At 57.7% G+C, this 24,544-nt stretch carries 19 protein-coding genes and 2 pseudogenes; 16 read left to right on the top strand and 5 right to left on the bottom strand.

Features of this window, described 5'->3' with window-relative positions:
- Positions 1-106: 106 nt before the first annotated feature.
- On the bottom strand, positions 107-2,308 hold the full coding sequence (locus tag NBH12_RS10210) for a serine/threonine-protein kinase (RefSeq protein WP_065464004.1): 2,202 nt from the start codon (positions 2,306-2,308) through the stop codon (positions 107-109).
- A 552-nt stretch (positions 2,309-2,860) separates the two neighbouring features.
- Here NBH12_RS10210 and NBH12_RS10205 point away from each other — a divergent pair.
- From NBH12_RS10205 to NBH12_RS10180, 6 genes and pseudogenes are all read left to right on the top strand, one after another.
- Positions 2,861-5,827, top strand: coding sequence for a beta-glucosidase (locus NBH12_RS10205; RefSeq protein ID WP_250819454.1), 2,967 nt, complete (start codon positions 2,861-2,863; stop codon positions 5,825-5,827).
- A 153-nt stretch (positions 5,828-5,980) separates the two neighbouring features.
- Entirely contained in the window at positions 5,981-6,379 is a 399-nt protein-coding gene (locus NBH12_RS10200; protein WP_021648855.1) for a response regulator, read from the top strand.
- Positions 6,380-6,512: 133 nt separating this feature from the next.
- Positions 6,513-6,716 (top strand): annotated as a pseudogene (locus NBH12_RS10195) (DUF3990 domain-containing protein); the annotation flags it as partial.
- Positions 6,697-7,347 carry a helix-turn-helix transcriptional regulator gene (locus NBH12_RS10190; protein ID WP_014484433.1) on the top strand — a complete coding sequence of 217 codons (651 nt, stop codon included), beginning with the start codon at positions 6,697-6,699 and terminating at the stop codon, positions 7,345-7,347. The pseudogene NBH12_RS10195 and the gene NBH12_RS10190, both read left to right, overlap by 20 nt.
- Before the next feature lie 298 nt (positions 7,348-7,645).
- Complete coding sequence (locus NBH12_RS10185) at positions 7,646-10,147, top strand: glycoside hydrolase family 3 C-terminal domain-containing protein (protein WP_052828939.1); 2,502 nt, start codon at positions 7,646-7,648, stop codon at positions 10,145-10,147.
- Positions 10,140-10,793: a hypothetical protein gene (locus NBH12_RS10180; RefSeq protein WP_016461976.1), complete on the top strand. Its 654-nt coding sequence runs from the start codon at positions 10,140-10,142 to the stop codon at positions 10,791-10,793. Before NBH12_RS10185 ends, NBH12_RS10180 begins: the two co-directional genes overlap by 8 nt.
- A 47-nt stretch (positions 10,794-10,840) precedes the next feature.
- Here the strand turns inward: NBH12_RS10180 and NBH12_RS11050 are convergent, their stop codons facing one another.
- The gene (locus NBH12_RS11050; protein ID WP_115775816.1) at positions 10,841-10,936 is read right to left on the bottom strand and encodes a hypothetical protein; all 96 of its coding nucleotides are present in this window, start codon (positions 10,934-10,936) and stop codon (positions 10,841-10,843) included.
- Positions 10,937-11,343: 407 nt separating this feature from the next.
- On the opposite strand from NBH12_RS11050, the gene NBH12_RS10175 reads away from it, so the two are divergent.
- The 4 genes from NBH12_RS10175 (at position 11,344) to nrdF (ending at position 15,608) form a co-directional block, all read left to right on the top strand.
- Positions 11,344-11,610, top strand: a complete 267-nt coding sequence (locus tag NBH12_RS10175; protein ID WP_015439360.1) for a glutaredoxin family protein — start codon at positions 11,344-11,346, stop codon at positions 11,608-11,610.
- Positions 11,607-12,104 (top strand): class Ib ribonucleoside-diphosphate reductase assembly flavoprotein NrdI, encoded by a 498-nt coding sequence (gene nrdI / locus NBH12_RS10170; RefSeq protein ID WP_250819453.1) that lies wholly within the window; start codon positions 11,607-11,609, stop codon positions 12,102-12,104. Before NBH12_RS10175 ends, nrdI begins: the two co-directional genes overlap by 4 nt.
- 11 nt (positions 12,105-12,115) lie before the next feature.
- Entirely contained in the window at positions 12,116-14,311 is a 2,196-nt protein-coding gene (nrdE, locus tag NBH12_RS10165; RefSeq protein WP_065465591.1) for a class 1b ribonucleoside-diphosphate reductase subunit alpha, read from the top strand.
- Positions 14,312-14,615: 304 nt separating this feature from the next.
- Positions 14,616-15,608, top strand: a complete 993-nt coding sequence (nrdF, locus tag NBH12_RS10160; protein ID WP_003827836.1) for a class 1b ribonucleoside-diphosphate reductase subunit beta — start codon at positions 14,616-14,618, stop codon at positions 15,606-15,608.
- 3 nt (positions 15,609-15,611) lie between these two features.
- Here the strand turns inward: nrdF and NBH12_RS10155 are convergent, their stop codons facing one another.
- Both NBH12_RS10155 and NBH12_RS10150 read right to left on the bottom strand, forming a co-directional pair.
- Positions 15,612-16,934 carry a sensor histidine kinase gene (locus tag NBH12_RS10155; RefSeq protein WP_134859124.1) on the bottom strand — a complete coding sequence of 441 codons (1,323 nt, stop codon included), beginning with the start codon at positions 16,932-16,934 and terminating at the stop codon, positions 15,612-15,614.
- Entirely contained in the window at positions 16,934-17,725 is a 792-nt protein-coding gene (locus tag NBH12_RS10150) for a LytR/AlgR family response regulator transcription factor (RefSeq protein ID WP_134859123.1), read from the bottom strand. The genes NBH12_RS10155 and NBH12_RS10150 overlap by 1 nt, the downstream gene beginning before the upstream one ends.
- 103 nt (positions 17,726-17,828) lie before the next feature.
- Here NBH12_RS10150 and NBH12_RS10145 point away from each other — a divergent pair, with 103 nt between their 5' ends.
- From NBH12_RS10145 to NBH12_RS10120, 6 genes are all read left to right on the top strand, one after another.
- On the top strand, positions 17,829-18,989 hold the full coding sequence (locus NBH12_RS10145; protein ID WP_015439357.1) for a glycosyltransferase family 2 protein: 1,161 nt from the start codon (positions 17,829-17,831) through the stop codon (positions 18,987-18,989).
- A 278-nt stretch (positions 18,990-19,267) separates the two neighbouring features.
- A complete protein-coding gene (locus tag NBH12_RS10140; RefSeq protein ID WP_003827832.1) occupies positions 19,268-19,702 on the top strand; it encodes a PTS sugar transporter subunit IIA in 435 nt (144 codons plus the stop codon).
- Positions 19,703-19,750: 48 nt separating this feature from the next.
- Positions 19,751-20,047 carry a PTS sugar transporter subunit IIB gene (locus NBH12_RS10135; protein ID WP_003827831.1) on the top strand — a complete coding sequence of 99 codons (297 nt, stop codon included), beginning with the start codon at positions 19,751-19,753 and terminating at the stop codon, positions 20,045-20,047.
- Positions 20,048-20,143: 96 nt separating this feature from the next.
- On the top strand, positions 20,144-21,523 hold the full coding sequence (gene ulaA / locus NBH12_RS10130; RefSeq protein WP_052792154.1) for a PTS ascorbate transporter subunit IIC: 1,380 nt from the start codon (positions 20,144-20,146) through the stop codon (positions 21,521-21,523).
- A gap of 127 nt (positions 21,524-21,650) precedes the next feature.
- On the top strand, positions 21,651-22,391 hold the full coding sequence (locus tag NBH12_RS10125) for a GntR family transcriptional regulator (RefSeq protein ID WP_014484428.1): 741 nt from the start codon (positions 21,651-21,653) through the stop codon (positions 22,389-22,391).
- A 320-nt stretch (positions 22,392-22,711) separates the two neighbouring features.
- Positions 22,712-23,839, top strand: coding sequence for an ABC transporter ATP-binding protein (locus NBH12_RS10120; protein WP_003827827.1), 1,128 nt, complete (start codon positions 22,712-22,714; stop codon positions 23,837-23,839).
- A 221-nt stretch (positions 23,840-24,060) separates the two neighbouring features.
- Here the strand turns inward: NBH12_RS10120 and NBH12_RS10115 are convergent.
- Positions 24,061-24,360, bottom strand: a pseudogene (locus NBH12_RS10115) (IS3 family transposase); the annotation flags it as partial.
- Between the last annotated feature and the right edge of the window lie 184 nt (positions 24,361-24,544).

Here is a 24,544-nt window from a genome sequence, read left to right as displayed (position 1 = left end):
CCCCTTGAAATCGCTTCGATATTTGGGGCCCATCATAATGACCGGCCCTGAGGAAGACCGCGTACAGATCAGCTGGGAGGTGAATTCCCTGTAAAAGTAATGCAGATTACGCCAGCGGGACCCAACTGATTGGCATGCCCAGCAGCGGCAGCGCGCACAATACCAGCGTGATGATGATCCATAGGGTGAGCAGCACCGTGCCGCGGCTGCCTTGCCGAGGGATTGATGCGGCCGGCAGACCGTCTGCCCCTGGTTGCGCCATCGGCTCGAGGTCGTTGTGCCTGATGCCGCGCAGCACGCCGGCACCCAACCGGGGCATGGCCGACTGTGGCCCGAATACGGTGATCAGCCAACCGATGGCCATGAACCCACCAAGTGCCAGACCGGAGACGGAGAACGGCATATCATCCAGCAGCGGAACCGGAACGCCCCGGCTCGCAGTGAAATACCACGAGATGGTGCGCACCGGCAGTTCCAACGCGGCCACGGCCACGGCGATACCGGCCAGATAGACGATGGTGAGCAGCAGTAGTTTCGGTATCGACAGCAGCAGCGCCTTGACGATGTGCCACGGCAGCGTTGCCACGCGAATCAGCGAATCGGAGCTTTTGCGCTCGCCGCCGCGTCGGCCTTCGCGCTCCAACTGAGACTCAGTGTTATACGCCAACGTCAACAACAGCCAGAGCAGTATTTCGGCTGCAATCAAGGCGATCAGCGGGAAACTCGCAGCCAGCACGGCCAAAGGCACAGCGAACAGGAACAGCGGCAATACCCCGCGTTGCAGATACATTCCACGACGCACATCCGCGGGATTGGGTGCAGGCGGGCCTTGGATAAGCGCCTCGGTGGGAACGCATTGCGCGGTCTGGTTGATGACATGCTGCAATGCGGGGCGAATCGCCGGATCCACAGCCGTGCTTTGCCCGTCGGCCGGGTTCCATCCGTTCTGGCCTAGTGGCACTGGTTGCGGTGTGGGTTGCAGGGGTTGTGGCACTGGCTGTGGTGCAGGCAGTACGGCGGTACGTTCGGATAGTGGCGTGGTAGGAGCAACCGGTGGTTCATCGCTGATGGGCACCGTACGCTGTGCGGCTGGGCGTATCGCCTCGGTGGCGTTTTCGGTGGCATTGCCTACGAGTTGTGTTGCTTCATCATCCGACGAGAGATTGCTCCCAGCGTTGGTAGTTGCCGGGAATGCTTCGGCTGCCGTGCCGTCGCTGAGCGTCGGCGAAGACGATGAGTCGATTGCCGCCGTGGCATAGTCGTCCTGACGCCAGATGGCCCGCGGATTATCGCTATCCGCGTCGGCGGTTGCGCCAAAAGGGGGCATCGCCTCGGTTCCAACTGCATCGGCGGCAATTGTGGTAGCCGTTCCGGCAATGGCGCCGGCGGCGAACGGTCCGGCCTGAGTGCCTTGCCACACGCTCGGATCCAGTGCGTCCACAGCGATGGCGTTCAGCAATTGGTCCGGCGTGCAACGCTTTGACCGGTCGGGGTTCAGGGCGGATCGGAACGCGGCCATCGTGCCGGCCGGCAGTCCGGTAAGGTTCGCGTTGCCCGATGCTTCGCGCTCCAGCACCGCCATCATCGGCTTGGTGCCGAATACCGGTGCGCCGATCGCAGCAAAAGCGAGTACGGAGGCCACCGACCACCAGTCGGTCATCTCATCGGATTCAGCGCCGTCAATGATTTCGGGGGCTATGAACCCCGGTGTGCCCATCACCAGTCCAGTGCGGGTCACGTGGCTTTCCCCCTCGCCCATGGCGATGCCGAAGTCAACCAGCACCGGGCCGGCGGCGGAGACCATCACATTGGTGGGTTTGATGTCGCGGTGGACGATGCCGGCCGCATGCACGGCTTTGGTGGCGTCGATGAGTTTACGGGCCAGACGTTCCAGATCGTCGCCGATGTAACGGCCGTTGACCTCCACGTCTTCCTTGAGATTGCGGCCCTCGATGAGCTCGGTGACAATGAACGCCAGCGAATCATCGAGTTCCATGTCAACGATGCCGCATACGCCCGGATGATTGACCTTCTTCAGCGCCATGGCCTCACGACGTAGGCGCTCGCGCGGCGTGATGTTGGGTTTGAGGTCCGGGTCGTGCGCTGCTGTGTTGGCGGAGTTCGAGGTTCCCGATTCGTCGGCCAACGAATCGCGCAGAATCTTCATGGCATAGGTAGTGCCGCCATCGTCGCGCACACGCCATACCGACCCCATGGCACCCGCGCCGAGTCGGGAGACCAGCGTATACCCGCCAACCACTTCGCCCGGTTCAAGATTCAACGCGTTCAAATCGCTCATGCCCTCCATCCTAGCTTGGTGGCGTCTTTGGAGTGGTGCTTGGGCGTTCAGCGTCACAAATTCAGGAAATAAGGCGCAGTCTCCTGAATTTCTGACGCTGACGGTGCCTCAGTGACAGATTTTCAGGAAATATGGCCTTGTTTCCTGAATTTGTGACGCTGACGGCATCTGAGCGACAGAAATTCAGGAGGGGTGGCCTCATTTCCTAGATTTCTGTCGCTGAGCGACCGGTAGCGACAGAAATTTGAGAAAAAATGCCGTTTACGTATCAAGAAGTGCCATTTACGTCATATTGGATGAGTCGTGGGCGCGAATGTGGTAGCAGATTATGCGCTCGAAATGACAGGATAGGTGTGTGGGCGGGTGCGGGCCATGCGAATCTGCCACCCTAGAATCATCGGCATCAAGGATGTGTCGGCGTAGCGACCCGATGGAGAGCCAGGCAGACATATCCCAGACGATGACCGCGATGCAAGGCAGTATCGCGCAATCGTTGATTGAACTCGATGAAGATCGGACTCGGATGCCGCAGTTTGGTAAGAAACAAGGAGGAGAAACACCATGCTGAAGATCAACATGGCCGACGTTATGAACGTCGTTGGTTCGCTGGTCCCCTATCTGGTGGTTATCGGCGTGTTGCTGGTATTGGCCATCATCATCACATTCGTCGTCAACAAGAAGACGGTCAAGAACGTGGGCTCTCGCAAGCTCATTCATTCTGAATCCTGGATCGTTGCCTTAGTGGGCGTCGTCGTGGCCATTTCCATGATGCTGTCCGGCCCGCTGGCCACGCTGCTGAACAACGCGACGATCACCAAGTACATGCTTTCCGACAGCACCGTCTCCGCCGCCAACGAGCTGGCCAAGGAAGTGCAGTCGGAAGCTATCACCATGCTGAAGAATGATGATTCCAACCTGCCGCTGAGCAACAAGAAGGTCAACGTGTTCGGTTGGGGCTCCACCAACCCGGTCTATGGAGGCACCGGCTCCGGCTCCATGTCTGACCAGTACGACACCGTTTCCCTGCTTGATGGCATGAAGGAAGCTGGTCTTGAAACCAACGCCGATCTGAGCAAGCTGTACACCGACTACCGTGCGGACCGCCCGGTTGTTGCTATGTGGTCCCAGGATTGGACCCTGCCTGAGGTTCCGGCCGACCAATATTCCGATTCGCTGATTTCTGACGCCAAGAGCTTCTCCGATGAGGCTGTTGTGGTGATCACCCGCGTCGGTGGCGAAGGTGCTGATCTGCCGACCAACATGAAGGCCGAAACCATTACCTACAAGAACAACTCCAAGGATTATGATGACTTCCAGGATGGTGAGCACTTCCTGCAACTGAGCAAGACTGAGCGCGACATGATTGACTTGGTCACCAAGAACTTCGACAAGGTCACGCTCGTCTATAACGGTGCAAATGCTTTCCAGTTCGACTTCCTGAGCAACTACCCGCAGATCAAGTCCGTGTTGTGGTGCCCGCCTGCAGGCCAGACCGGCTTCTCCGCACTCGGTGACGTGCTCGCTGGCGAAACCAACCCGTCCGGCAAGACTTCCGACACGTTCGTCAAGGATCTGACCAAGACCCCAGTGTTCAACAACACTGATGGCGCTGCTGCTGCCAGCTCGTCTTCCGTTGGTGCCGATGGCGCATTCGTCTACGATAACGTCGGCGATCTGGCTGCTAAGTACACCGGCTTCACCGGTCAGGAAACTACCGTGCTTCCGTCCTTCGTCAACTATGTCGAAGGTATTTATGTGGGCTACAAGTTCTATGAGACTGCAGCTGATGAAGGTCTGATCAACTACGATGACACGGTCATCTATCCGTTCGGTTACGGCTTGTCCTACACCAGCTTTGAGCAGAAGATGGGTGACGTTTCCCACAAGGATGGCAAGGTCACGTTTGATGTGACCGTCACCAACACTGGCGACACCGCCGGCAAGGACGTTGTTGAGGTCTACTACAACCCGCCGTACACCGATGGCGGTATCGAGAAGGCTTCCAAGAACCTCGTCGCTTTCGAGAAGACCGGGAAGCTTGAGCCGGGCGCCTCTGAGACTGTGAAGATCGAGTTCGATGATGACGATATGGCTTCCTATGACAACAAGGGTGCCAAGGCTTGGGTGTTGGAGAAGGGTGATTACGCCATCTCCATCCAGTCCGATTCCCATCATGTGATCGATTCCGAGAAGATCAACGTTGCTGACACCATCACCTACGACTCCGAGTCGAACACCCACAACGATGATCAGACCGTGGCTACCAACCAGTTCGACTATGCCGCTGGCGATGTGACTTATCTGTCCCGTGCCAACCACTTCGCGAACTACGCTGAAGCCACCGCAGCCCCGACCAACTTCTCCATGAGCGACGAAGTCAAGGCTGCTTTCACCAACAACGGCAACTATGATCCGACCAAGTATGACGATGATTCCGACGAAATGCCGACCACCGGTGCCAAGAATGGTCTCCGCTTGGCTGACATGTACGGCAAGGATTACGACGATGCTGATTGGGAGAAGCTGCTTGACCAGCTGACCTTCGACGATATGGACAACCTCATCGCCAACGGTGGCTACGGAACCCCGGCCGTCTCCTCCGTCGGCAAGATCCAGCTCACCGACGCTGACGGCCCGGCCTCGTTGAACAACAACTTCACCGGCGTTGGCTCCATCGGCTTCCCGGCTTCCACCGCATTCGCCTGCACTTGGAACAAGGATCTGGCCAAGCAGTTCGGCGAGATGATCGGCGATATGGCTCACGACATGCATGTTGCTGGTTGGTACGCTCCGGCTATGAACATCCACCGTGGCGCATTCTCCGGTCGTACCTTCGAATACTTCTCTGAGGACTCCCTGCTCTCCGGTGTTATGGCTTCCAACGAGATCGCCGGCGCTAAGGAGAAGGGCGTGTACTCCTTCATGAAGCACTTCGCTCTGAACGATCAGGAAACCAACCGTACCAACATGGTGTGCACCTGGGCGGACGAGCAGGCCATCCGCGAGATCTACCTCAAGCCGTTCGAGATGAGCGTGAAGGAAGGCGGCGCACAGGCTGTGATGAGCTCCTTCAACTACATCGGTTACACCTATGCCGGTGCCTCCAACAACCTGCTGAACACCGTGCTCCGTGACGAGTGGGGCTTCAAGGGCTTCGTTCTGACCGATTACTTCGGCGGCTACGGCTACCAGAATGGTGATCAGGAGATCCGTAACGGCAACGATTCCATGCTGGCCACCACCAAGATCACCAACCACATCACCGACAAGTCCGCCACCTCCGTCAAGGCAATGCGCACCGCCGCCCACAACATCTTGTACACCACCGCTAACGGTTGGCAGTACGAGAACGGTGAGCCTGAGGTTGATACCCCGATCTGGCGCATCGCGATGTACGTGGTCTGGGGCGTGACCGCTGTCCTGGCAGTCGGCCTCGAGGTCCTGACCATCATGAAGTACCTCAAGCGCCGTAAGGCCGTGGCCGCTGTCGAAGCACCGGCTCCCGCCGATGCCCCGACCGAGGCCTGAGATTTCGCAATATCCCGATAACTGAATAGCTAAGCGGCTCGCCCCAATACCGGGCGAGTCGCTTAGCATATGCGAAAACTAAAATAGAATCTTGGCTCCCCTCTCTGAGGGGAGCTGTCGCCGAAGGCGACTGAGGGGAGAGGAGGATCGCCGATGATTCACATCGCTATCGTCGATGATGACGATACAGACGCCGCCAACACCACGTCCCTGATCGGCCGGTACTACGAATCCGATCGCAGTGCCTACCACATCACCCGGTTCACAGACGGCGACACCTTCCTCGACACATATAGAGCCGGCTTCGACGTCCTATTCCTTGACATCGAAATGCCCGGCATCGATGGGCTCGAAACCGCCCACCGTCTGCGCGAGATCGACGATCATGTGATGCTCGTCTTCACCACCAAAAGGCCCAATACACGGCCATCGGATACGACGTGGACGCAGTCGGCTACCTCGCCAAACCAATCGACTACTTCGGCTTCGCATTCAAGATGCGCAAGGTGGAGGACTTGGTGGCCAAGCGCCAAGGCGTCACCATCCCACTGACCGTGGGTACCGGTACGCAGTTCCTCTCCTCGCACGACGTGCGGTACATCGAAGTGCTCGGCCACGAGGTCATCTACCGTACGGACACCACCGCCTACAAAGTCTGGAGCAGCCTCAAAGACGCCGCAGCGCTGCTGGAACCCGTGCATTTGCCGCACTCCAATTCCAAGATTGTGAGATCGCCCGCGCTTCGACCTACCACGTATTGCGCAATGAGCGCGACGTCACGGCCCGTGAAGCCTACCATCGCAAAAGTGCGGAAGCCGATATTGACGGCTTGTTCATGCGTGACATCATCCGTGAGAAAGTGACCAACGATGACCCCCGCTTACGATGAGACGTATCTGCCTGATGCCATGGTCAACTTGGCCGGCGCATTCGATTATGCGCTGAGCGATTGCGGATTGCCGGCCAGCTTGTTTATAGATTTCTTTGTTACTTCTGATGTTGCTGAACTCTTCGGTCGGGGCGTGCCCAAATATGTGTGCGGCATGTCCGGCGAAGAGCTGGTGGCCGAAATCATGCGGCAAACCGGCTGGACTCGCATTATCGATATGCCACCCGCCACGCCGCGTACTGGTGCAACACTCGAATACTGGGCCGGCTGGGTGCTTGCATACTGCCAATGGGCCAGGGGAGTGCGGTTCGAGGATATTCTCGAGGTGCTGCCGTTTGACGATATTGTGCGACTGTACCCGACTTTGCACGAAGCCGGCGAAAGCCGATTCGTCGACGTATACGACGAGCGGGCCGCCCGCAATCGCATTGAAGGCGACTCCCGGCTGCACACGATTCGCGTGCGCGCCGGACTCAGCCAATCCGAACTGGCCCGTCGTTCTGGCGTCACTTTGCGCTCCGTCCAAATGTACGAACAGCGCCACAAAGACCTCGGCAAAGCCGCTGTCTCTAGTGTGCTTGCTCTAGCCCGCACACTTGGTTGCCGTATCGAAGATTTGTTGGAACCGTAGCTTCTCAAAAAGATTAAGAAGCTACGGCACAAACTTCTCAACAATTTTGAGAAGCTGGACACTGAGTCGTTGCTTTCTGGAACTTGGCAGCACCGCAATGTGCGCCTCTCCCGACCGATTGTGCGCGCGAAACGACAGGTTGTGTAATACGGGCAGCGCGGCCCGGCCGAACCTGATTCAATCAAACTAGCGGCGAATCGTGTGCAACTCCAGGCACTGCGCGGATGCGGTGCCGGCAATGTGGCGCAGGACGGTTCGTCAGACAGGCGTACAACAGTGCAGTGCAAGGGAGAACGATATGGAACTTGAAGAACTGTCGGTCGCCGAGAAAGCCGCGATGCTCTCCGGCGGCTCCGAATGGGATTCCCGCGGCAACGAGAAGGCCGGCATCCCCAGCTTCGTGATGAGCGACGGTCCCCACGGCGTGCGTCGCCAGCTCGGCGAAGGCGATCATCTGGGCCTGGGTGCTTCCAAGCCCGCCACCTGCTTCCCGACCGCCGGCACCGTGGCCAACTCATGGGATTCGGCGCTCGCCGAAGAGATGGGTGAGGCCCTCGGCACTGAAGCGCACGATCTGGACGTGAATGTGCTGCTCGGCCCGGGCCTGAACATCAAGCGCAATCCGCTGTGCGGCCGCAATTTTGAGTACTATTCCGAAGACCCCATCGTGGCCGGCCGCATGGCCGCAGGTCTGATCCGCGGCATCCAGTCCAATGGTGTTTCCGCCTGCCCGAAGCACTTCGCGGTCAACAGCCAGGAGTTGCGTCGCCAGGCCTCCAACTCCGTGATCGATGAGCGCACGATGCGCGAGATTTATCTGACCGCGTTTGAAATCGCCGTGCGTGAGGCCGCTCCGATGACCATCATGACTTCGTACAACGAAATCAACGGCGTCTACGCGCATGAGAACAAGCACCTGCTGCAGGATATTCTGCGGGACGAATGGGGCTTCGACGGCATGGTCGTCTCCGACTGGGGCGGCTCCAATTCCGCCGTGGCCGCGGTCAAGGCCGGTGGCTCACTGGAGATGCCGTCTCCTGGCTACACCTCCGTGCGCGAACTCGAAGGTGCGGTCACGGTCGGTACCTTGTCGGAAGCGGATTTGAATGCCCGCGCGGCTGAAGTCGCCAAGATTGCGCGGATGACCAAGACCGAGGGTGTTGGCCGCGATGATCTGCTTAAGGATGCTGTCGCCGCCGCACACCACGAGGTGGCTCGTAAGGTGGCTGAGAACTCGTCCGTGTTACTCAAGAACACTGTCATCGGCGCTCCGGCCCGCAATGGCGAAGCCAATGACGCTGGAATAGCGAATTCGGCGGTCTCCCCGGTCCTGCCCCTCGCCGCAGGCACCCGCGTTGCCGTGATCGGTGACATGGCCAAAACCCCGCGATTTCAAGGCTCCGGCTCTTCTAAAGTGAATGCCACCCGTGAAGAAAACATCCTTGATGAGCTCAAGAACGCCGCAGCAACCACCGGCGTGACCGTGGCAGGCTACGCGCAGGGTTACGACCGTCAAGGTGCCAAGAACCAACCGTTGGTTGACGAAGCCGTGACGCTCGCTGCCTCTCAGAATGTTGACGCGGTAATCGCCGTCGTCGGCCTCGACGAACGCAGCGAATCCGAGGGCCTCGACCGCTCCACCATGGCCATCCCGCAGGTGCAGAACGACTTGGTCGATGCCCTGACCGCCACCGGCAAGCCCGTCATCATTGTGCTCGTGGCCGGATCCCCGGTCGAGCTGCCATGGTTCGATGCCGTGTCCGCAATCCTGTACGTCGGCCTGTCCGGACAAGCGGGCGCATCCGCCACCGTGCGCGCCCTGACCGGCCAAATCAACCCATCCGGTCGCCTGGCCGAAACCTGGCCGATCAGTTACGCCGACTGTCCGTCCGCTGGCTGGTACCCGGCCATCGGCCGCGACGCCATCTACCGCGAGGGCCCGTTCGTTGGCTACCGCTACTACGAAACCACCAACGTGCCGGTTCGCTTCCCATTCGGCTACGGCCTGAGCTACGCCACTTTCACCTACAGCGACCTGACCGCCGACGAAACCGGCGTCCAGTTCACAGTGACCAACGATTCTGACGTGTCCGGCGCCACCGTCGCCCAGCTGTATGTGTCTGGCCCCTCCGAAGGCGTGCTACGCCCGGCCCGCGAGCTCAAGGGCTTTGCCAAGGTTCAGCTTGACGCGCGCGAATCCAAGACCGTGCGCATCGAATTTGATCGCTACACCTTCCGTCACTTCGACACGGCTGCTAACGCATGGCGCACCGAATCCGGTGTATGGACGCTGGCGGTCGGCACCAACGCCGAAAACCTGCCGCTGACCTGCGAATTTGCAGTCGCCGGCGATGTGGACGCCACCCCCGCCAACCCGGCGCTCGGCCACTACCTCACCGGCGACGTCAAGCACGTGACCGACGCCGAAATGGCCGTGCTGTTCGGCCACGAGGTCATCGCCCCCGGCAAGCCCACGACCTTCGGCGTAAACGATCCGATCTCCAGCTGGGTCGATTCCAAGGGCTTCACGGCCCGAACCATCGCCAAAACACTGGCCAACCGTGAGGCCAAGACCCGCCAGAAGACCGGCGCGCCAGACCTCAACATGCTGTTCATCCTCAACATGCCCCCCAGGGCCATGAGCAAAATGACCCAGGGCATGGTCGATTCGGCTATGGTCGACGCCATCGTCAAAATCGCCAACGGCCACACTTTCCACGGCCTCGGCAGTATCATCGCGGGCCACTTCCGCAACCAATCCGCCAACAAGCGCACCGCAAAGGAGCTGAACAATGACTGAGAACGCAAAGCAGCCCGCCGCCAAGGTGAGCACGAACGGCATCGTCGCATGGTGGATGCACACGTGGGGTGATTTTCAGAGCAAGCACCCTGTGCTGGCAAAGTGGGTCTATCAGATCTTCTACTTCTTCGTGTTCAGCATGGGTGTCACCATCGTGCAGTACCTGATTTTCACGTTCATGCCATATCTACTGGGTAAGGATCTGGCCGGTACGGAATTCATGTGGCCACAAGTCAACATGAGCCTGTTCGGTGTGGACTTTACGTGGAGCCTGCTCGGTTACAACGTGGTGCGTGACGCCGCCGGTGCTGTGGTCATTGGCGGTGGCCTGGGCTACTTCATTAGCTATGAGGTGGGCTCGTTCATCGCCCAGTGCATTAACTTCCCGCTGCAGCGCAATATCACCTTCAAGAGCCATGGCAATCCGGTGTATCAGGCAATGTGGTACTTCATTGCTTGGGCGGCTATCTCGCTGATTTGCAATGGCTTCAATAATTTATGGATGCCGATTGCGCAGGCGTATGTGCCGTTGGCCGTGTACAACCTGCTGGTCACCTTTATCACGGGTGGAGTCTCGATGATTATCTTCTTCTTCGTGTTCAAGATAATCTTCCCCGAAGGCGAAGCTAAGGCCGAGGCGGAGTAATTCGTGCCACATCAATTCTGATAACTGAATTTCCTCATCTCCTTTCCTTAAGGCCTGGCCGTATGCTCGTTTGGACATCCGGTCAGGCCTTTTGACGTCATATGGGGGGCGTCAGCGTTCATTCTCCGTTTCGAGGGGCTGATTTTGTTTTTTGGGAAGCTCTATCTCCGTTTCGAGGGGCTGGTGCCCAAGTAGAAGCGGTCCAAGAATGGCGAAATGACGGTGGCAAGAAGGCGTTTGTACTTGTGTTTCGGCGGATGACCGGCCCCTTGAAACGGAGATAGACCTCCGGAAAGGTTCAAATCAGCCCCTCGAAACTTAAATATGACGATCAAAGCGCAAATGTGAACAATGCCACATATAACTTGGTGAGTCGCTGCACGCTGATTTTCAGGGCTTCTCAAGAATGGCGGAATATCAACAGAAACCACTATATCTAGGTTTGTTGTGTGATACACGCCACTACATATAGTGCATTGATTTCAAGCTACACAGATGTAATATGGCCATCGTTTCACTGTTCAACAGAGATAGATGGAGGGGAGTCGCCATGACTGTCACCGTGTTCACCAAGCCGCATTGCCCGCAATGCAACGCCACCAAGCGCCAGCTCACCAAGCTTGGTGTGCCGTTCGAGACCGTGGACCTGACGGAGAACCCCGGCACTCTCGAGCAGCTGCAGGCCGCAGGCTTCCAGCAGGCTCCAGTGGTGATCACGCCGAACAACTCATGGACCGGCTACCGCCCCGATTTGATTCGTGAGGTTGCCCAGCAGGTAAGCGCTGAGGCCAATGCTTCGGCCATGGTTTCCGCGTGAGCCAGACCGAATCCGGCATCGTCGCGGAAAGTGTTCCCGGTGCCAGCCAGCCTGAATTCGCCGCCACCAGCAATGTGATCGGAGCACTGGTCTACTTTTCGTCGGCCTCCGAGAACACCGCGCGATTTGTAGCCAGCTGCCGGTTACAGGACGAGGGCATCAACGTCTACCGCATTCCACTGCGAGCAGCTGATCCGGCTCTCAACATCCGCGAGCCATACGTCATCATGGTGCCCACATACGGCGGTGGCGTGGTCAAGAAAGCAGTGCCGATTCAGGTCAAGCGTTTCCTGAATGACCCCGACAACCGCGCATGGATTCGCGGCGTCATCGCCTCAGGCAACACCAACTTCGGCGAGGCCTACTGTGCCGCCGGCGACATCATCGCCGCCAAATGCCACGTCCCCTACCTATACCGCTACGAACTCATGGGTACGCCAGAAGACACCGCTGCCGTCCGCAACGGCCTCGTCCGCTTCTTCACTCAACAGTAATAAGGACTCCAATGACCGACCTCACCAACACCGAATTGTCGCTCGACAACACCACCGACACCTCGGCAGAACAGTACGATCCGGCACACGACTACCACGCGCTCAACGCGATGCTCAATCTCTATGATGCCGACGGCAAGATCCAGTTCGATAAGGACAAGGCCGCCGAGCGTGAATACGTGACCGGCCATGTGGCCGCCAACAGCAAGCGGTTCGACTCCACCGCCGAGCGTCTCGAATACCTGATCAGCAACCAGTACTACAACCCTGCGGTCTTCAACCAGTACCCCGCTGAATTCCTCGACCGCATCTACGAGCACGTGGAATCCGCCGGCTTTGAGTTCGGCACTTTCCTTGGTGCGTTCAAGTTCTACACGTCCTACGCGCTCAAGACGTTCGATGGTCGCCTCTATCTTGAGGACTTCCCGCAGCGTTGCGCCGCTGTGGCCCTGGAGCTCGCCGCCGGCAACGAGCAGCAGGCCATCGAATACGCCGACGAAATGCTTGCCGGCCGTTTCCAGCCTGCCACCCCGACCTTCCTGAACCTCGGCAAGGCCCAGCGAGGTGAGCCGGTCAGCTGCTTCCTGGTGCGCATCGAAGACAACATGGAGTCGATTTCGCGCGGCATCAACGCGGCCCTCCAGCTTTCCAAGCGCGGCGGCGGCGTCGCCCTGCTGCTGAGCAACCTGCGTGAGCTCGGCGCCCCGATTAAGCACATCGAAAACCAGTCCAGCGGCGTGATTCCGGTGATGAAGCTGCTGGAGGACTCCTTCTCCTACGCCAATCAGTTGGGCGCACGTCAAGGTGCCGGCGCAGTGTATCTTAACGCCCACCACCCGGATATCCTGCGTTTCCTGGACACCAAGCGAGAGAACGCGGACGAGAAAATCCGCATCAAGTCGCTGGCACTCGGCGTGGTGATTCCGGACATCACCTTCGAGCTGGCCAAGCAGAAGGCGCAGATGGCGCTGTTCAGCCCCTACGATGTGGAGCGCGTATATGGCAAGCCGTTCGCCGACATCTCCGTCAGCGAGCACTACGACGAGATGGTGGCCGACGATCGCATCAAGAAGACCTACATCGACGCCCGCAAGTTCTTCACCACCATCGCCGAGCTGCAGTTCGAGTCCGGCTACCCATACATCGTGTTTGAGGACACGGTCAACCGCGCCAACCCGATCGAAGGCCGCGTGACCATGTCTAACCTGTGCTCCGAAATCCTGCAGGTGCAGGAGCCGAGCGCATACAACGAAGACCTCACCTATGCGCACGTGGGCCGCGATATCTCCTGCAACTTGGGTTCGCTGAACATTGCCAAGGCGATTGATGGCGGACTGGCGTACACCGTGGAAACCGCGATCCGTGCGCTCACCTCGGTGGCCGAGCACACGAGTATCGACGCGGTGCCCTCGATCCGCCGCGCCAACGAGGAGGGTCACGCCATCGGCCTCGGCCAGATGAACCTGCACGGCTTCCTGGCCCGCGAAGGCATTCACTACGGCTCCGAAGAAGGCCTCGACTTCACCGACATGTACTTCATGACCGTGGCCTACCATGCCTACCGTGCCTCGCACGCGCTCGCCGTGGAACACGGCCATCCGTTCAAGAGCTTCGCTACGTCCGACTACGCCAAGCCGGCTGGCCAAGGCAATTACTTTGACAAGTACACCGATGGTCGCCGCTCGCTTGAACCGCGTACCGCCAAGGTTCGTGAGCTGTTCGCCAAGTACGGCATCGAGATTCCGACCGTGTCCGATTGGGAGACGTTGCGCGACGCGATCTTGAAGGACGGCATCTACAACCAGAACCTGCAGGCCGTGCCGCCAACCGGTTCGATCTCCTACATCAACCACTCCACGAGCTCGATTCACCCAATTGCCTCGAAGATCGAGATTCGCAAGGAAGGCAAGATCGGGCGCGTCTATTACCCGGCGGCCTACATGACCAACGACAACCTTGAGTACTACGAGGACGCCTACGAAATCGGCTGGAAGGCCATCGTCGACACGTACGCTGAGGCCACTCAGCACGTGGATCAGGGACTGTCGCTGACCTTGTTCTTCCCGGACACCGCCACCACCCGCGACCTCAACAAGGCGCAGATCTACGCCTGGCGCAAGGGCATCAAAACCCTCTACTACATCCGTATCCGTCAGCAAGCCCTGGAAGGAACTGAAGTCCAAGGCTGCGTCTCCTGCATGCTCTGATTGTTCGATGGAGCGTCCTCGTCGTTGCTCCTCGGTCGACGTACCTTCGTACGCCTTCCCTCGGTGCGCCTAGAGGCCGCACGCATCGAACAACCAGAGATGTCCATTCATATATCGGGCTCCCTTTCTTGGCTCCCCTCCCTGAGGGGAGCTGGCCGCAAAGCGGACTGAGGGGAGTCCAACCACTCTAAGGAACCACAATGTCACCAATGATTTATAAGGCACTGCTCCGGCTGACCGCGCCGGAGGAGTTCGAAAACAAGTCCAACGACGATAACGACAACGAGTAAAAGGAACACTACTCATGGCACCTATCTCTATTCCGCGTAAACCCCTGAAACTCATCGATCGTGTCTCCGCAATCAACTGGAACCGTCTTGAAGACGAGAAGGACCTCGAGGTCTGGGATCGCCTGACCGGCAATTTCTGGCTGCCCGAAAAGGTCCCCGTCTCCAACGACATCCCCAGCTGGCAGAAGATGACCGAAGATGAGCACACGCTCACCATGCACGTGTTCACCGGCCTGACCCTGCTGGACACCATCCAGGGCACGGTCGGCGCCGTCTCCCTGATTCCGGACGCGCTCACCCCGCACGAGGAAGCCGTGTACACCAACATCGCCTTCATGGAATCCGTGCATGCCAAGAGCTACTCGTCCATCTTTTCCACCCTGTGCTCCACCGAGCAGATCGACGCGGCCTTCGACTGGAGCGAGAACAACGAGTTCCTGCAGAAGAAGGCGGAGATTGTGCTCGACTACTACGAGGGCGACAACCCGTACAAGCGCAAGGTGGCCTCCACCCTGCTCGAATCGTTCCTCTTCTACTCCGGCTTTTACCTGCCGATGTACTTCTCCGCGCACGCCAAGCTGACCAACACCGCCGACGTGATTCGCCTCATCATCCGTGACGAGGCCGTGCATGGCTACTACATTGGCTACAAGTACCAGAAGGGCATCGCCCAGCTCACCGACGCCGAGCGCATGGATATGCAGGACTACACCTACGACCTGCTCAATGAGCTGTACGACAACGAAGTGGAGTACACCCAGTCCCTCTACGACCGTGTGGGCTTGACCGAGGACGTCGAGAAGTTCCTGCGTTACAACGGCAACAAGGCTCTGATGAACCTTGGCTACCCGGCGCTGTTCCCAGCTGAGATCTGCGACGTGAACCCTGCGATTCTGGCCGCGCTGAGCCCCAACGCCGACGAAAACCACGACTTCTTCTCCGGCTCCGGCTCCTCCTACGTGATGGGCAAGGCCGAGGAAACCGACGACGACGACTGGGACTTCTGATATCTACCGCGGCAGCAACACCGTCAGCATGAACCAGTGATCTTCGGTGCGAATCGTCACTTCGCCGCCGTACTGCGCGGCGATGTGACGAATCGACTTCACGCCGAACCCATGCCGGGATGAATCGCGCTTGGTGGTGCGCAAAGCCCCGGTCGAGTCCTTCTTCAGCGCGGAATCGTAGTAATTCTCCACGCGAATCACCGTGAACTGCCCCTGCCCGTACAGCGCGAGCCGAATCAGCCGCTGCTGCTTATCCGGCAGCTTGCTGGTCGCCTCAATCGCGTTATCCAGCGCGTTGCCGAACAGTGAAGCGATGTCCATCGATGACATGCCGTCCAGCAGTTTGCCGTCTGCCACCGCGGTCAGCGTGATGCCGCGATCCGCGCATGTGCGCATCTTGGTGGTCAGAATCACGTCCAGCACCGGGTTACCGGAATGCTGCTGCGCGCTGGCTTTGGCCACCGACGCCTCCAACTGCTCGAAACCGGCAGCCGCATGCTCCGGATCCACTTCCGCGCGCAATGCCGCGATCTGATGCTTCAAGTCATGTGCCAAGCGCCCAATCGATTCGATGTTTTCCTTGGACGCCAGATATTCCTGATGCTGACTTTCCAATTGCGCGTTTATGGAGGCCAGTTCGGCGCTCGCAGCCATGCGACGGGCCTGCTCCTGCTGCGCATACAGAATCGCGAAACCGCAGAAATCCACCAAAGTGCGAATATAGAACACCTCTTGGCCCACCGTGCCAGAAAATGGCGTATTGGTGGATATGAAGCTCAGATTGCTCATGGCGAACGTCACAATGGTGATGGCGGCCGTGCCAATCGACAGCTGTGCGGTAGTGGTCGTCGGAGCATCACTGGCAAAATTCCCACGCTCGATCAGCCATGCTATGGCGAAGCATGCGGCATACACTATTGCCAACATCACCGAGGCCATTAACCGTGCTTCGCGTATGCCATCACCGGAATCCAGAAACATCACCAATTGCCAATGCAGCGAGGCAACCAGTTCAGCAAGCACGAATGCGCGTGCCGCAATATACACCCCTTCGCGTTTGCCGGTCCCGGCGCCAAGCCAAATAATCGCCCACATGCCGGCGAATGCCAGCAGCATGCCGATCACCCAGAACCAGATCGGCATAGCGCCATTGAAATACTGGATGCCAATCATCGCCAGCAAGCCCACGGCGCCGACCGCAACCGTGCGCTGCCACGGTACGCGCCGGCAAATAACCAGCAGGTAGGTTACGCATGCCAGCCATTCGCAGATTGCCGTGTAGATGCGGGGAATATCCGGCAATGCATTGGTAATGGTGGTGCCCATCAGTCCTCGTTCTCACTGCTGCCAGCTGCTGCGCCCTTGTTCGAAGTGGCAGTCTGCGTGCTTGCCCGAGATGTCGGACCGGCTGCACCCATATAGTTTGCCAGCGTAGTCAGGAACGCCTTCTTGCGCGGACGACTCACGCGCAGCGCCTTCCCGTTCGACATCACGCAGTCCTGCCCTTCCACGCCGACCACATGTCGCAAGTTCACCAGATAGCAGGAGTTCGAGCGGAAGAAATCCTGTTCGGCCAGTCGTTCCTCAAAATCCTTCAGCGTGCCGGAAACCGGCAGCTTGCCACTGAGCGTATGCACAATAATCGTGTGCCGAATCGACTCGATATACAGCACGTCCGCCAATTCCACGCGCATCTGGCGCCCGCTGGCCTCGATCAGCAGCGACTCACTGCCGCGCCTGTGCACCATGTCGATCGACCGCTTGAGCTCCTGACGGAACGCAAAATATGGCACCGGTTTGAGCAGGTAGGAGAGCGCCTGCACCTCGTAGCCATTGATGGCATATTGCGGGGCGGCGGTGATGAACACAATCACCACCGAATCATCGCGCTCGCGGATACGCCGAGCCGCAGCCATGCCGTCCATATGCTGCATCTCGATATCCAGAAACAGGATGTCATATATTGGCGTGTATTTCTCGACGATTTGCTCACCATCGTCGAATACGGAAATCGTGAATTCCGTTCCGGTTTCGCTGCGGTATTGATTGAGATAGTCGAGTACTCGTTGGCAGGCTGCGGGATCGTCTTCGACCACGCCAATTCTGATATCATGCATGACCACGCCTCCTGTCATGTTGCCCTCATTGCATCTTATCCCGAGACTCTTGATATTGGCCGTAAGAAGAGTGCTCTTCGCATTTCGGCGTTACGCTGGAGATATGGAACATGAGCCGTTGGTCAGCATCATCATCCCGGTATATAAGGTCGAGAAATTCCTTGATGAATGCGTGAAGTCTGTGGTTGCGCAGACCTATCGCAACCTCGAGATTCTGCTGGTGGATGATGGCTCGCCTGACGACTGCCCGGCCATGTGCGACGCTTGGGCCACCCGCGACCCGCGCGTGCGGGTGATTCACAAGCCCAACGGCGGACTGTCCGACGCACGCAATGCCGGCATCGCCCAGGCGACCGGCTCATACATCTACTTTGCGGATTCGGATGACACTGTGGCGCCCACGCTGGTGGAAGACTGCCTGAATGCCATGCGTGAATACGATGCCGATCTGGTGATGTTCCAGTTCGACACCATCTCCGAGAACGACAAGCCGCTGCTCTCCAGCTATCGTCACAATGATTTCGATGAAGTGCAGGTGCTGACTCCGGTCGAAGCCATCAAGAAGCAGGTCAAAGCCGAGATTGATGGCTATTTCTGGGCCTTTCTGGCACCCGCATCCACATATCAGGGGCATGGTTTCTCCTTCCCCGTGGGCCGTAAGATCGAGGATCTTTCCCGCATCTGCAATGTGATCGGCGAAGCCACGCGCGTGGTGCGTATTCCTAAGGTGCTATATCACTATCGTCTGCGCGAAGGGTCGATTACCGCCACCTTGGATCCGCAGCTCACCCGCGATTGGACGCGCGCCGCCGATGACCGCGAAGAATATGTTGTTCATCGATTCCCTGAACTCAAGGGATTCATGACTCTGCAGCAGCTGAACTTCTTTGCCAACCTCGATTACGAGACCATGCGTCAGTCGTTGATTGCCGGTCTCAAGATTGATCCTGAAGATGCGGATGCGCTTCGCCGGCGTATCGAAGGGCTGACCAAGTCTGCCGATGAGGGCGAAGAGCCCATGCCGGAAGCCCTGAGCGAATTACTGGGTCTATTGAAACTGGGAGTCACCAAGTTCGCAGGTATCGAGGCCGATGCGGACTCGGCTAATGCCGCCGCTGATAACGACGACGTGACACTGGCCGAATGCTTCCGCGATATGCGCGAGGATTGGCGCCAGCTGCGCATCCAACGCATCGAAAATGCCGAGGAGCGCAAAGCCGAACGCAAGGCCGCCCGCAACGGCGTGACTTTCAGGGCAATCTAGGTTCTTACTGTTGCATTTGCCGGTTGAGCCGGCCTCGATGCTTCATTGGTCGGTGGTTAACAGTCTTGTTGAGACTGAATTCGAATCTGATTCTGGCTGATAAAAGGAGCATACGGATTGCGGTTCGCCATAGCGACACGCCGATATGACGATAATACGTTATGACGATATGATGATAATACGAATTTGGTGAAGCGGAATGAACCTCAACATTAAATTCGTCTGATGGCCGTAGCTGGCCGCAGTGGTTTAATGCATTGCAAGGAGGCATCGTGCTTATGTCGTATTTTCAACCGAACGGCATGCTGTATGTCGATCAGGTATCGGATTGGCGCGAAGCAGTCGACTTGGTGACGCGTCCCTTGCTCGACGCCGGCACCATCGAGCGGGGCTATGTCGATGCCATTAAGACATCGATTGCCAGTCCAGGAGGAACATATATAGATCTCGGGGGAGGTGTTGCCCTTGCACATGCGAGGCCTGAAAGTGGAGTGGTCTCCACATCGCTCTCTGTGCTGCGAGTGGGTAAGCCGTTCCTGCTGGCCGATGATGAGGACCATCCCATCAACACCATGTTTTGCTTGGCCGCGAAAGACTCAAACGCGCATATCGATCTTATGCAATCGCTGGCTCTTTTGTTGACCGATTCAGGCAAACTAGCTGCTTTGAACGCGTCCTCCAACGTCGATGAATTGGCCGCTGCGCTGGCCTGACAGACTGCACTTCCATCTCATCAAACAACTCATACGAAAGGTACTTCAATGAAAATCATCACCGCATGCAGCACTGGCCTTGGATCTAGCTTTATGACCCAACTCAACATCGAGAAAGCGCTGAGCAATCTTGGTGTGACCGGTGTGGAAACCGATCATATGGATATCGCCTCCGTTACTCCTACCTCTGCTGATGTGTTGTTCGTCGGGCGCGACATCGCTGAAGCTGCAGAAGGTCTGATGGATGACGTGGTCGTTCTGGACAGCCTTATTGACATGGACAACATCACCGCACAGGTAGCTGCTGCGCTGAAGCGACACGGTGTCGAGGTTCCCAATAAATAACCCTTTTCGGTGGTGGGAAGAGACATTGTTGCCCCGACCCGGCGCCAAATCCGGAAAACAACAATACAAACAAGCATAAAGATTAAAGGAGAGAGCATGAACGGCGTGTTATCGGTGCTACTTGATATTTTCCGGCAGCCATCCATTATTGTGGCTTTGATTTCGTTGGTGGGTCTTGCCGTGCAGCGCAAGAAGGCTACCGACATTATGAAGGGCACCATCCGAACCATGGTGGGATTCCTGGTGTTGGCAGCAGGCGCTTCCGTCGTTTCCGGCGCACTTGATCCCTTTGGCAGCATGTTCCAGCATGCATTCAATGTGCAGGGTGTGGTGCCGAACAACGAAGCCATTGTCGGCACGGTCTTGGTGAAGTATGGTTCTGAAGCCGCCCTTATCTTCTTCTTCGGCATGATTGTCAACATCCTGCTGTCTATGACCTCGCGTTTCAAGTACATCTACCTGTCCGGTCATGTGGCGTTCTACATGGCTACGATGGTCGCCGTGATTCTCGAGGTTGCCGGTATGTCGACTTGGGGTGTGATTCTGTGGGGCTCCATCGCACAAGGTTTGATTGTCACCATCTCTCCCGCGCTTGTACAGCCGTTCATGAAGGATGCCGCCGGTACCAATGATGTCGCCCTTGGTCACACCGGTGGTGCGGGCATTGCGCTCGGCGGTCTCGTGGCTCGTCTGACCCGCTCTAAGAAGCACCCGTCCAAGTCCACTGAGGACATCAAGTTCCCTACAGGCCTTGGTTTCCTTCGCGACACCACCGTCATCATCGCTCTGTCGATGGCCATTATTTATGTTGTCGTCGCGCTGTTCGCGGGTAGCTCCTACATTGAATCTGAGCTGAGCGATGGGCAGAACTTCATCGTGTTCTCCATCCTGCAGGCTGCCACATTCTCTGCTGGCGTGTTTGTCATTCTCGCTGGTGTGCGCGTGGTACTCGGTGAGATCGTACCTGCGTTCAAGGGTATTTCCGAGAAGCTCGTGAAGAACTCGAAGCCGGCCCTTGACGTGCCGATGATCTTCACCTTCGCCCCCAATGCTGTGCTTATCGGCTTCATCTCCAGCTTCGTTGGTGGTGTGGTCGGTATGGGAATCATGGCTCTGGCCGGTTCCACCATCATTATCCCGGGTATTGTGGCTCACTTCATGACCGGCGGCGCCACCGGTGTAATCGGTAACGGACAGGGCGGCGTACGTGGTGCGGTGATTGGCTCCTTCGTCAATGGTTTGGCGATTACATTCCTGCCGCTATTCCTGCTGCCTGTGCTTGGCGACACCGGCATGGCGAATGCCACATATTCTGATGCGGATTATGGTGTTGCTGGTATTCTGCTTGGCCAGTTCGGCAAGGGTGGTCAGATTGGTCTCATTATTGGTATTATCGCTTCGGTCGTGGTGTTCTATGCCGCATCGTTTGCGATGAGTGCGCGTGAGAAGAAGAAGGCTGCCGTAGAAGCGAAATAATCGGTGCATGGCCGCTCTGCAGATATATGGAGGGCGGCCTGCGAACCGCCGGGAATGGGTTGCCAATCCCGGCGGTTTGTGTATCCGTGGCACAGTACAGTCGTAAAGGAAGGCAAGGAGGACAACCATGGCGGAAGGTGTACCGAAGTATATTGCGGTTAGGGACAATCTTCGCCAGCGTGCGCAGGCGATGTATTCAGGCGAACAATTGCCGCCCGAGCCGGAGCTCTGTGACCAGTATGGGGTAAGTCGTATCACGCTGCGTCATGCAGTGGATGATTTGATTCAAGATGGCCTGTTGGTTCGAGAGCAGGGTAGAGGTACATTTCGCACTGCCAAGCAAGGTGAGTCCCAGCATGAGGTGATTAGCGACCATATTCGAGGTTTTTTTCGTCAACAGGCCGATCTTGGCAATACGGTGGACACCAAGGTGCTTGACAATGCCGTGGTGCGTAACGCAAAGGCCGCGCAACGTCTGGGATTGCCGGATGATGCCGACTTGGTTCGACTGGAGAGGCTGCGATACGTGGATGATAAGCTCAAGCAGCATGTGATCACGTTCTTGTCGGCGGCGCGGTTCCCGAAGGTAGTCGATCAGGATTTCAGCCATCAGTCGCTATATGACTTTCTGGAACATAATTACGCGGTGCGTTTGGTAGAGAACGATGCCGCCGTGCGCGTGCATGCGTTAGATACGCGGATGGCATGGTATTTCGGAGTGCCCGATGGTACCCAGGTTTTGGAGATGGACTCCACCGTAATCGATGCATTCGGCTCCACGATTGCGTTCGGTACCACGTTGCATGCGCCGGGTAGTGGCGAGATCACGTTCATCGTACGAGCCCAGAAAGATTCCTCCGCTGCATAGAGGAGCATCGTCTTGCCCGAGGCACCCTGGTTGCTCTTATTTTCGTTCCATACGGGAGAAGCACTCAACACAATATGGCGGAGTGCTCAAATGTTACCTACATTTCAGACACGCCACTTGCCTTGGTCGCAAGGCCGTGTATAGTGAATCTTGGCTCAACGAAGAGAACCTTCACTGAACCGGAAAAAAGTAAACGCTGAAGCTTGCAGTTTCCGAGAGCAAAGTTGTATGTCGGTAGCGAGGGCGGAAGCACAGTAAAGAACAAATCCCTTTACAACGGATCGTGAGGCACGTACCTGCCTCTGAAAGGATTAGTAATTATGGCAGAAGTCGTCTTCGACCACGTCACTCGTATCTACCCGGGCAACGACAAGCCCTCCGTGGATGATCTGAATCTTGATATCAAGGATGGCGAGTTCCTCGTCCTCGTCGGCCCCTCTGGCTGCGGTAAGTCTACGACCCTTCGTATGCTCGCCGGCCTGGAAGAGGTCAACAAGGGCCGCATCCTCATCGGTGGCAAGGATGTCACCACGATGCAGCCGAAGGACCGCGACATCGCAATGGTGTTCCAGAACTACGCCCTGTACCCGCACATGACCGTGGCCGACAACATGGGCTTCGCTCTGAAGATCGCCGGCACTCCGAAGGAAGAGATCCGCAAGCGCGTCGAGAAGGCCGCTGAGATCCTCGACCTGACCGAGTACCTCGATCGTAAGCCGAAGGCTCTGTCCGGTGGTCAGCGTCAGCGCGTGGCCATGGGCCGTGCAATCGTTCGTGAGCCGAAGGTCTTCCTCATGGATGAGCCGCTGTCCAACTTGGACGCCAAGCTCCGTGTCCAGACCCGTACCCAGATTGCTGCTCTGCAGCGCCAGCTGGGTGTCACCACCCTGTACGTGACCCACGATCAGACCGAGGCTCTGACGATGGGCGATCGCATCGCCGTCATCAAGCTCGGTATCCTGCAGCAGGTCGGTGCTCCGACCGAGCTGTATGATCGTCCGGCCAACGTCTTCGTCGCCGGCTTCATCGGCTCCCCGTCGATGAACCTGAACACCCACCCGGTGGTCAACGGCAAGGCGAAGATCGGTGAGGACACCGTGGATCTGCCGGCTGATGCCGTCGCCAAGCTCACTCCGGAGGACAACGGCCAGATTGTGGTCGGCTTCCGTCCTGAGGACGCTGGCCTGGCTCCGGCTGATGACCCGAACGCCTTCTCCCTGAAGGTCGTGAACGTCGAGGATCTGGGCTCCGATGGCTACATCTACGGCAACATCGTCACCGATGGCTCCGCAGCTGAGGCTTCTCAGGTCATGTCCGATCAGAACAAGCTCACCACGATTCGTGTGAACCCGCGCGCTCTGCCGCAGGTTGGTGCCACGGTCAAGATCAAGATTGATCCGGCAAAGATGCACCTGTTCGCACCGTCCACCGAGCTGCGTCTGAACTAGTAGATACTTGGCGAGGTCCTAAAGCTTCGTCAACCATTAAACGGGGTCGTTCTCTTCCTCTCTTATGACCTCGTTGGAAAAGCCCTGCATAGCTGCGGGGCTTTTCTTTTTGCCCAGAAAGACATACGCTAACTGGCCCCGCAAATGAACGTTTTTTGTTCTTTTGTCAACTTCTTCCTAGAAAGGGGGATAAGGGGCTGCGGACGTTTTCTTGGAGATGATCATGCAGCCGTTCCTTGGCTTTGACGGTATTGTACCGGGCTCATCCAACCTGGTGATTGTTTGATGCGCTCGTGGTCGTGCCAATGGATGTACTCGTCGATCAGGGCGAGCACCTCGTTGCGGGTGTGTTCCTCCCACTTCTCGGGGTGGACGGTCTCGACCTTCATCCGTCCGAGGAAGCCCTCCGCGGCCGCGTTGTCCGGGCTGTAGCCCTTCGCGCTCATGGAGCGCGTCAGCCCATACCATTCCATGAGCCCGAGCCACCCCGGCCACCGGTAATGGCAGCCGCGGTCACTGTTAAACCGATATCGGTTTAACAGTGATTAAGCCGGGTTTGTTGTTAAGCCGGGGAACGGTTCGGGGTCTTGGTGGCTGGCCGTGTCCCATGTGGTTTCCCGGCTTAACGTTCCGGGTTATTTGAGGGTGTGTAGTTGTCGGAGTCGTTGCTCGCTGAGCCATGTCTCCTTGGAGGGGTCGGGGCCG

This window comes from Bifidobacterium sp. M3-N-101, from assembly GCF_023656805.1.
Taxonomy (GTDB): Bacteria; Actinomycetota; Actinomycetes; order Actinomycetales; family Bifidobacteriaceae; genus Bifidobacterium; species Bifidobacterium breve.
This window is presented reverse-complemented; position numbering and strand designations above follow the sequence as displayed.

Coding starts and splice junctions, on each gene's coding strand:
- NBH12_RS10210 (WP_065464004.1), bottom strand. CDS start 2,308: ATGGAGGGCATGAGCGATTTGAACGCGTTGAATCTTGAACCGGGCGAA.
- NBH12_RS10205 (WP_250819454.1), top strand. CDS start 2,861: ATGCTGAAGATCAACATGGCCGACGTTATGAACGTCGTTGGTTCGCTG.
- NBH12_RS10200 (WP_021648855.1), top strand. CDS start 5,981: ATGATTCACATCGCTATCGTCGATGATGACGATACAGACGCCGCCAAC.
- NBH12_RS10190 (WP_014484433.1), top strand. CDS start 6,697: ATGACCCCCGCTTACGATGAGACGTATCTGCCTGATGCCATGGTCAAC.
- NBH12_RS10185 (WP_052828939.1), top strand. CDS start 7,646: ATGGAACTTGAAGAACTGTCGGTCGCCGAGAAAGCCGCGATGCTCTCC.
- NBH12_RS10180 (WP_016461976.1), top strand. CDS start 10,140: ATGACTGAGAACGCAAAGCAGCCCGCCGCCAAGGTGAGCACGAACGGC.
- NBH12_RS10175 (WP_015439360.1), top strand. CDS start 11,344: ATGACTGTCACCGTGTTCACCAAGCCGCATTGCCCGCAATGCAACGCC.
- nrdE (WP_065465591.1), top strand. CDS start 12,116: ATGACCGACCTCACCAACACCGAATTGTCGCTCGACAACACCACCGAC.
- nrdF (WP_003827836.1), top strand. CDS start 14,616: ATGGCACCTATCTCTATTCCGCGTAAACCCCTGAAACTCATCGATCGT.
- NBH12_RS10155 (WP_134859124.1), bottom strand. CDS start 16,934: ATGGGCACCACCATTACCAATGCATTGCCGGATATTCCCCGCATCTAC.
- NBH12_RS10150 (WP_134859123.1), bottom strand. CDS start 17,725: ATGCATGATATCAGAATTGGCGTGGTCGAAGACGATCCCGCAGCCTGC.
- NBH12_RS10145 (WP_015439357.1), top strand. CDS start 17,829: ATGGAACATGAGCCGTTGGTCAGCATCATCATCCCGGTATATAAGGTC.
- NBH12_RS10140 (WP_003827832.1), top strand. CDS start 19,268: ATGTCGTATTTTCAACCGAACGGCATGCTGTATGTCGATCAGGTATCG.
- NBH12_RS10135 (WP_003827831.1), top strand. CDS start 19,751: ATGAAAATCATCACCGCATGCAGCACTGGCCTTGGATCTAGCTTTATG.
- ulaA (WP_052792154.1), top strand. CDS start 20,144: ATGAACGGCGTGTTATCGGTGCTACTTGATATTTTCCGGCAGCCATCC.
- NBH12_RS10125 (WP_014484428.1), top strand. CDS start 21,651: ATGGCGGAAGGTGTACCGAAGTATATTGCGGTTAGGGACAATCTTCGC.
- NBH12_RS10120 (WP_003827827.1), top strand. CDS start 22,712: ATGGCAGAAGTCGTCTTCGACCACGTCACTCGTATCTACCCGGGCAAC.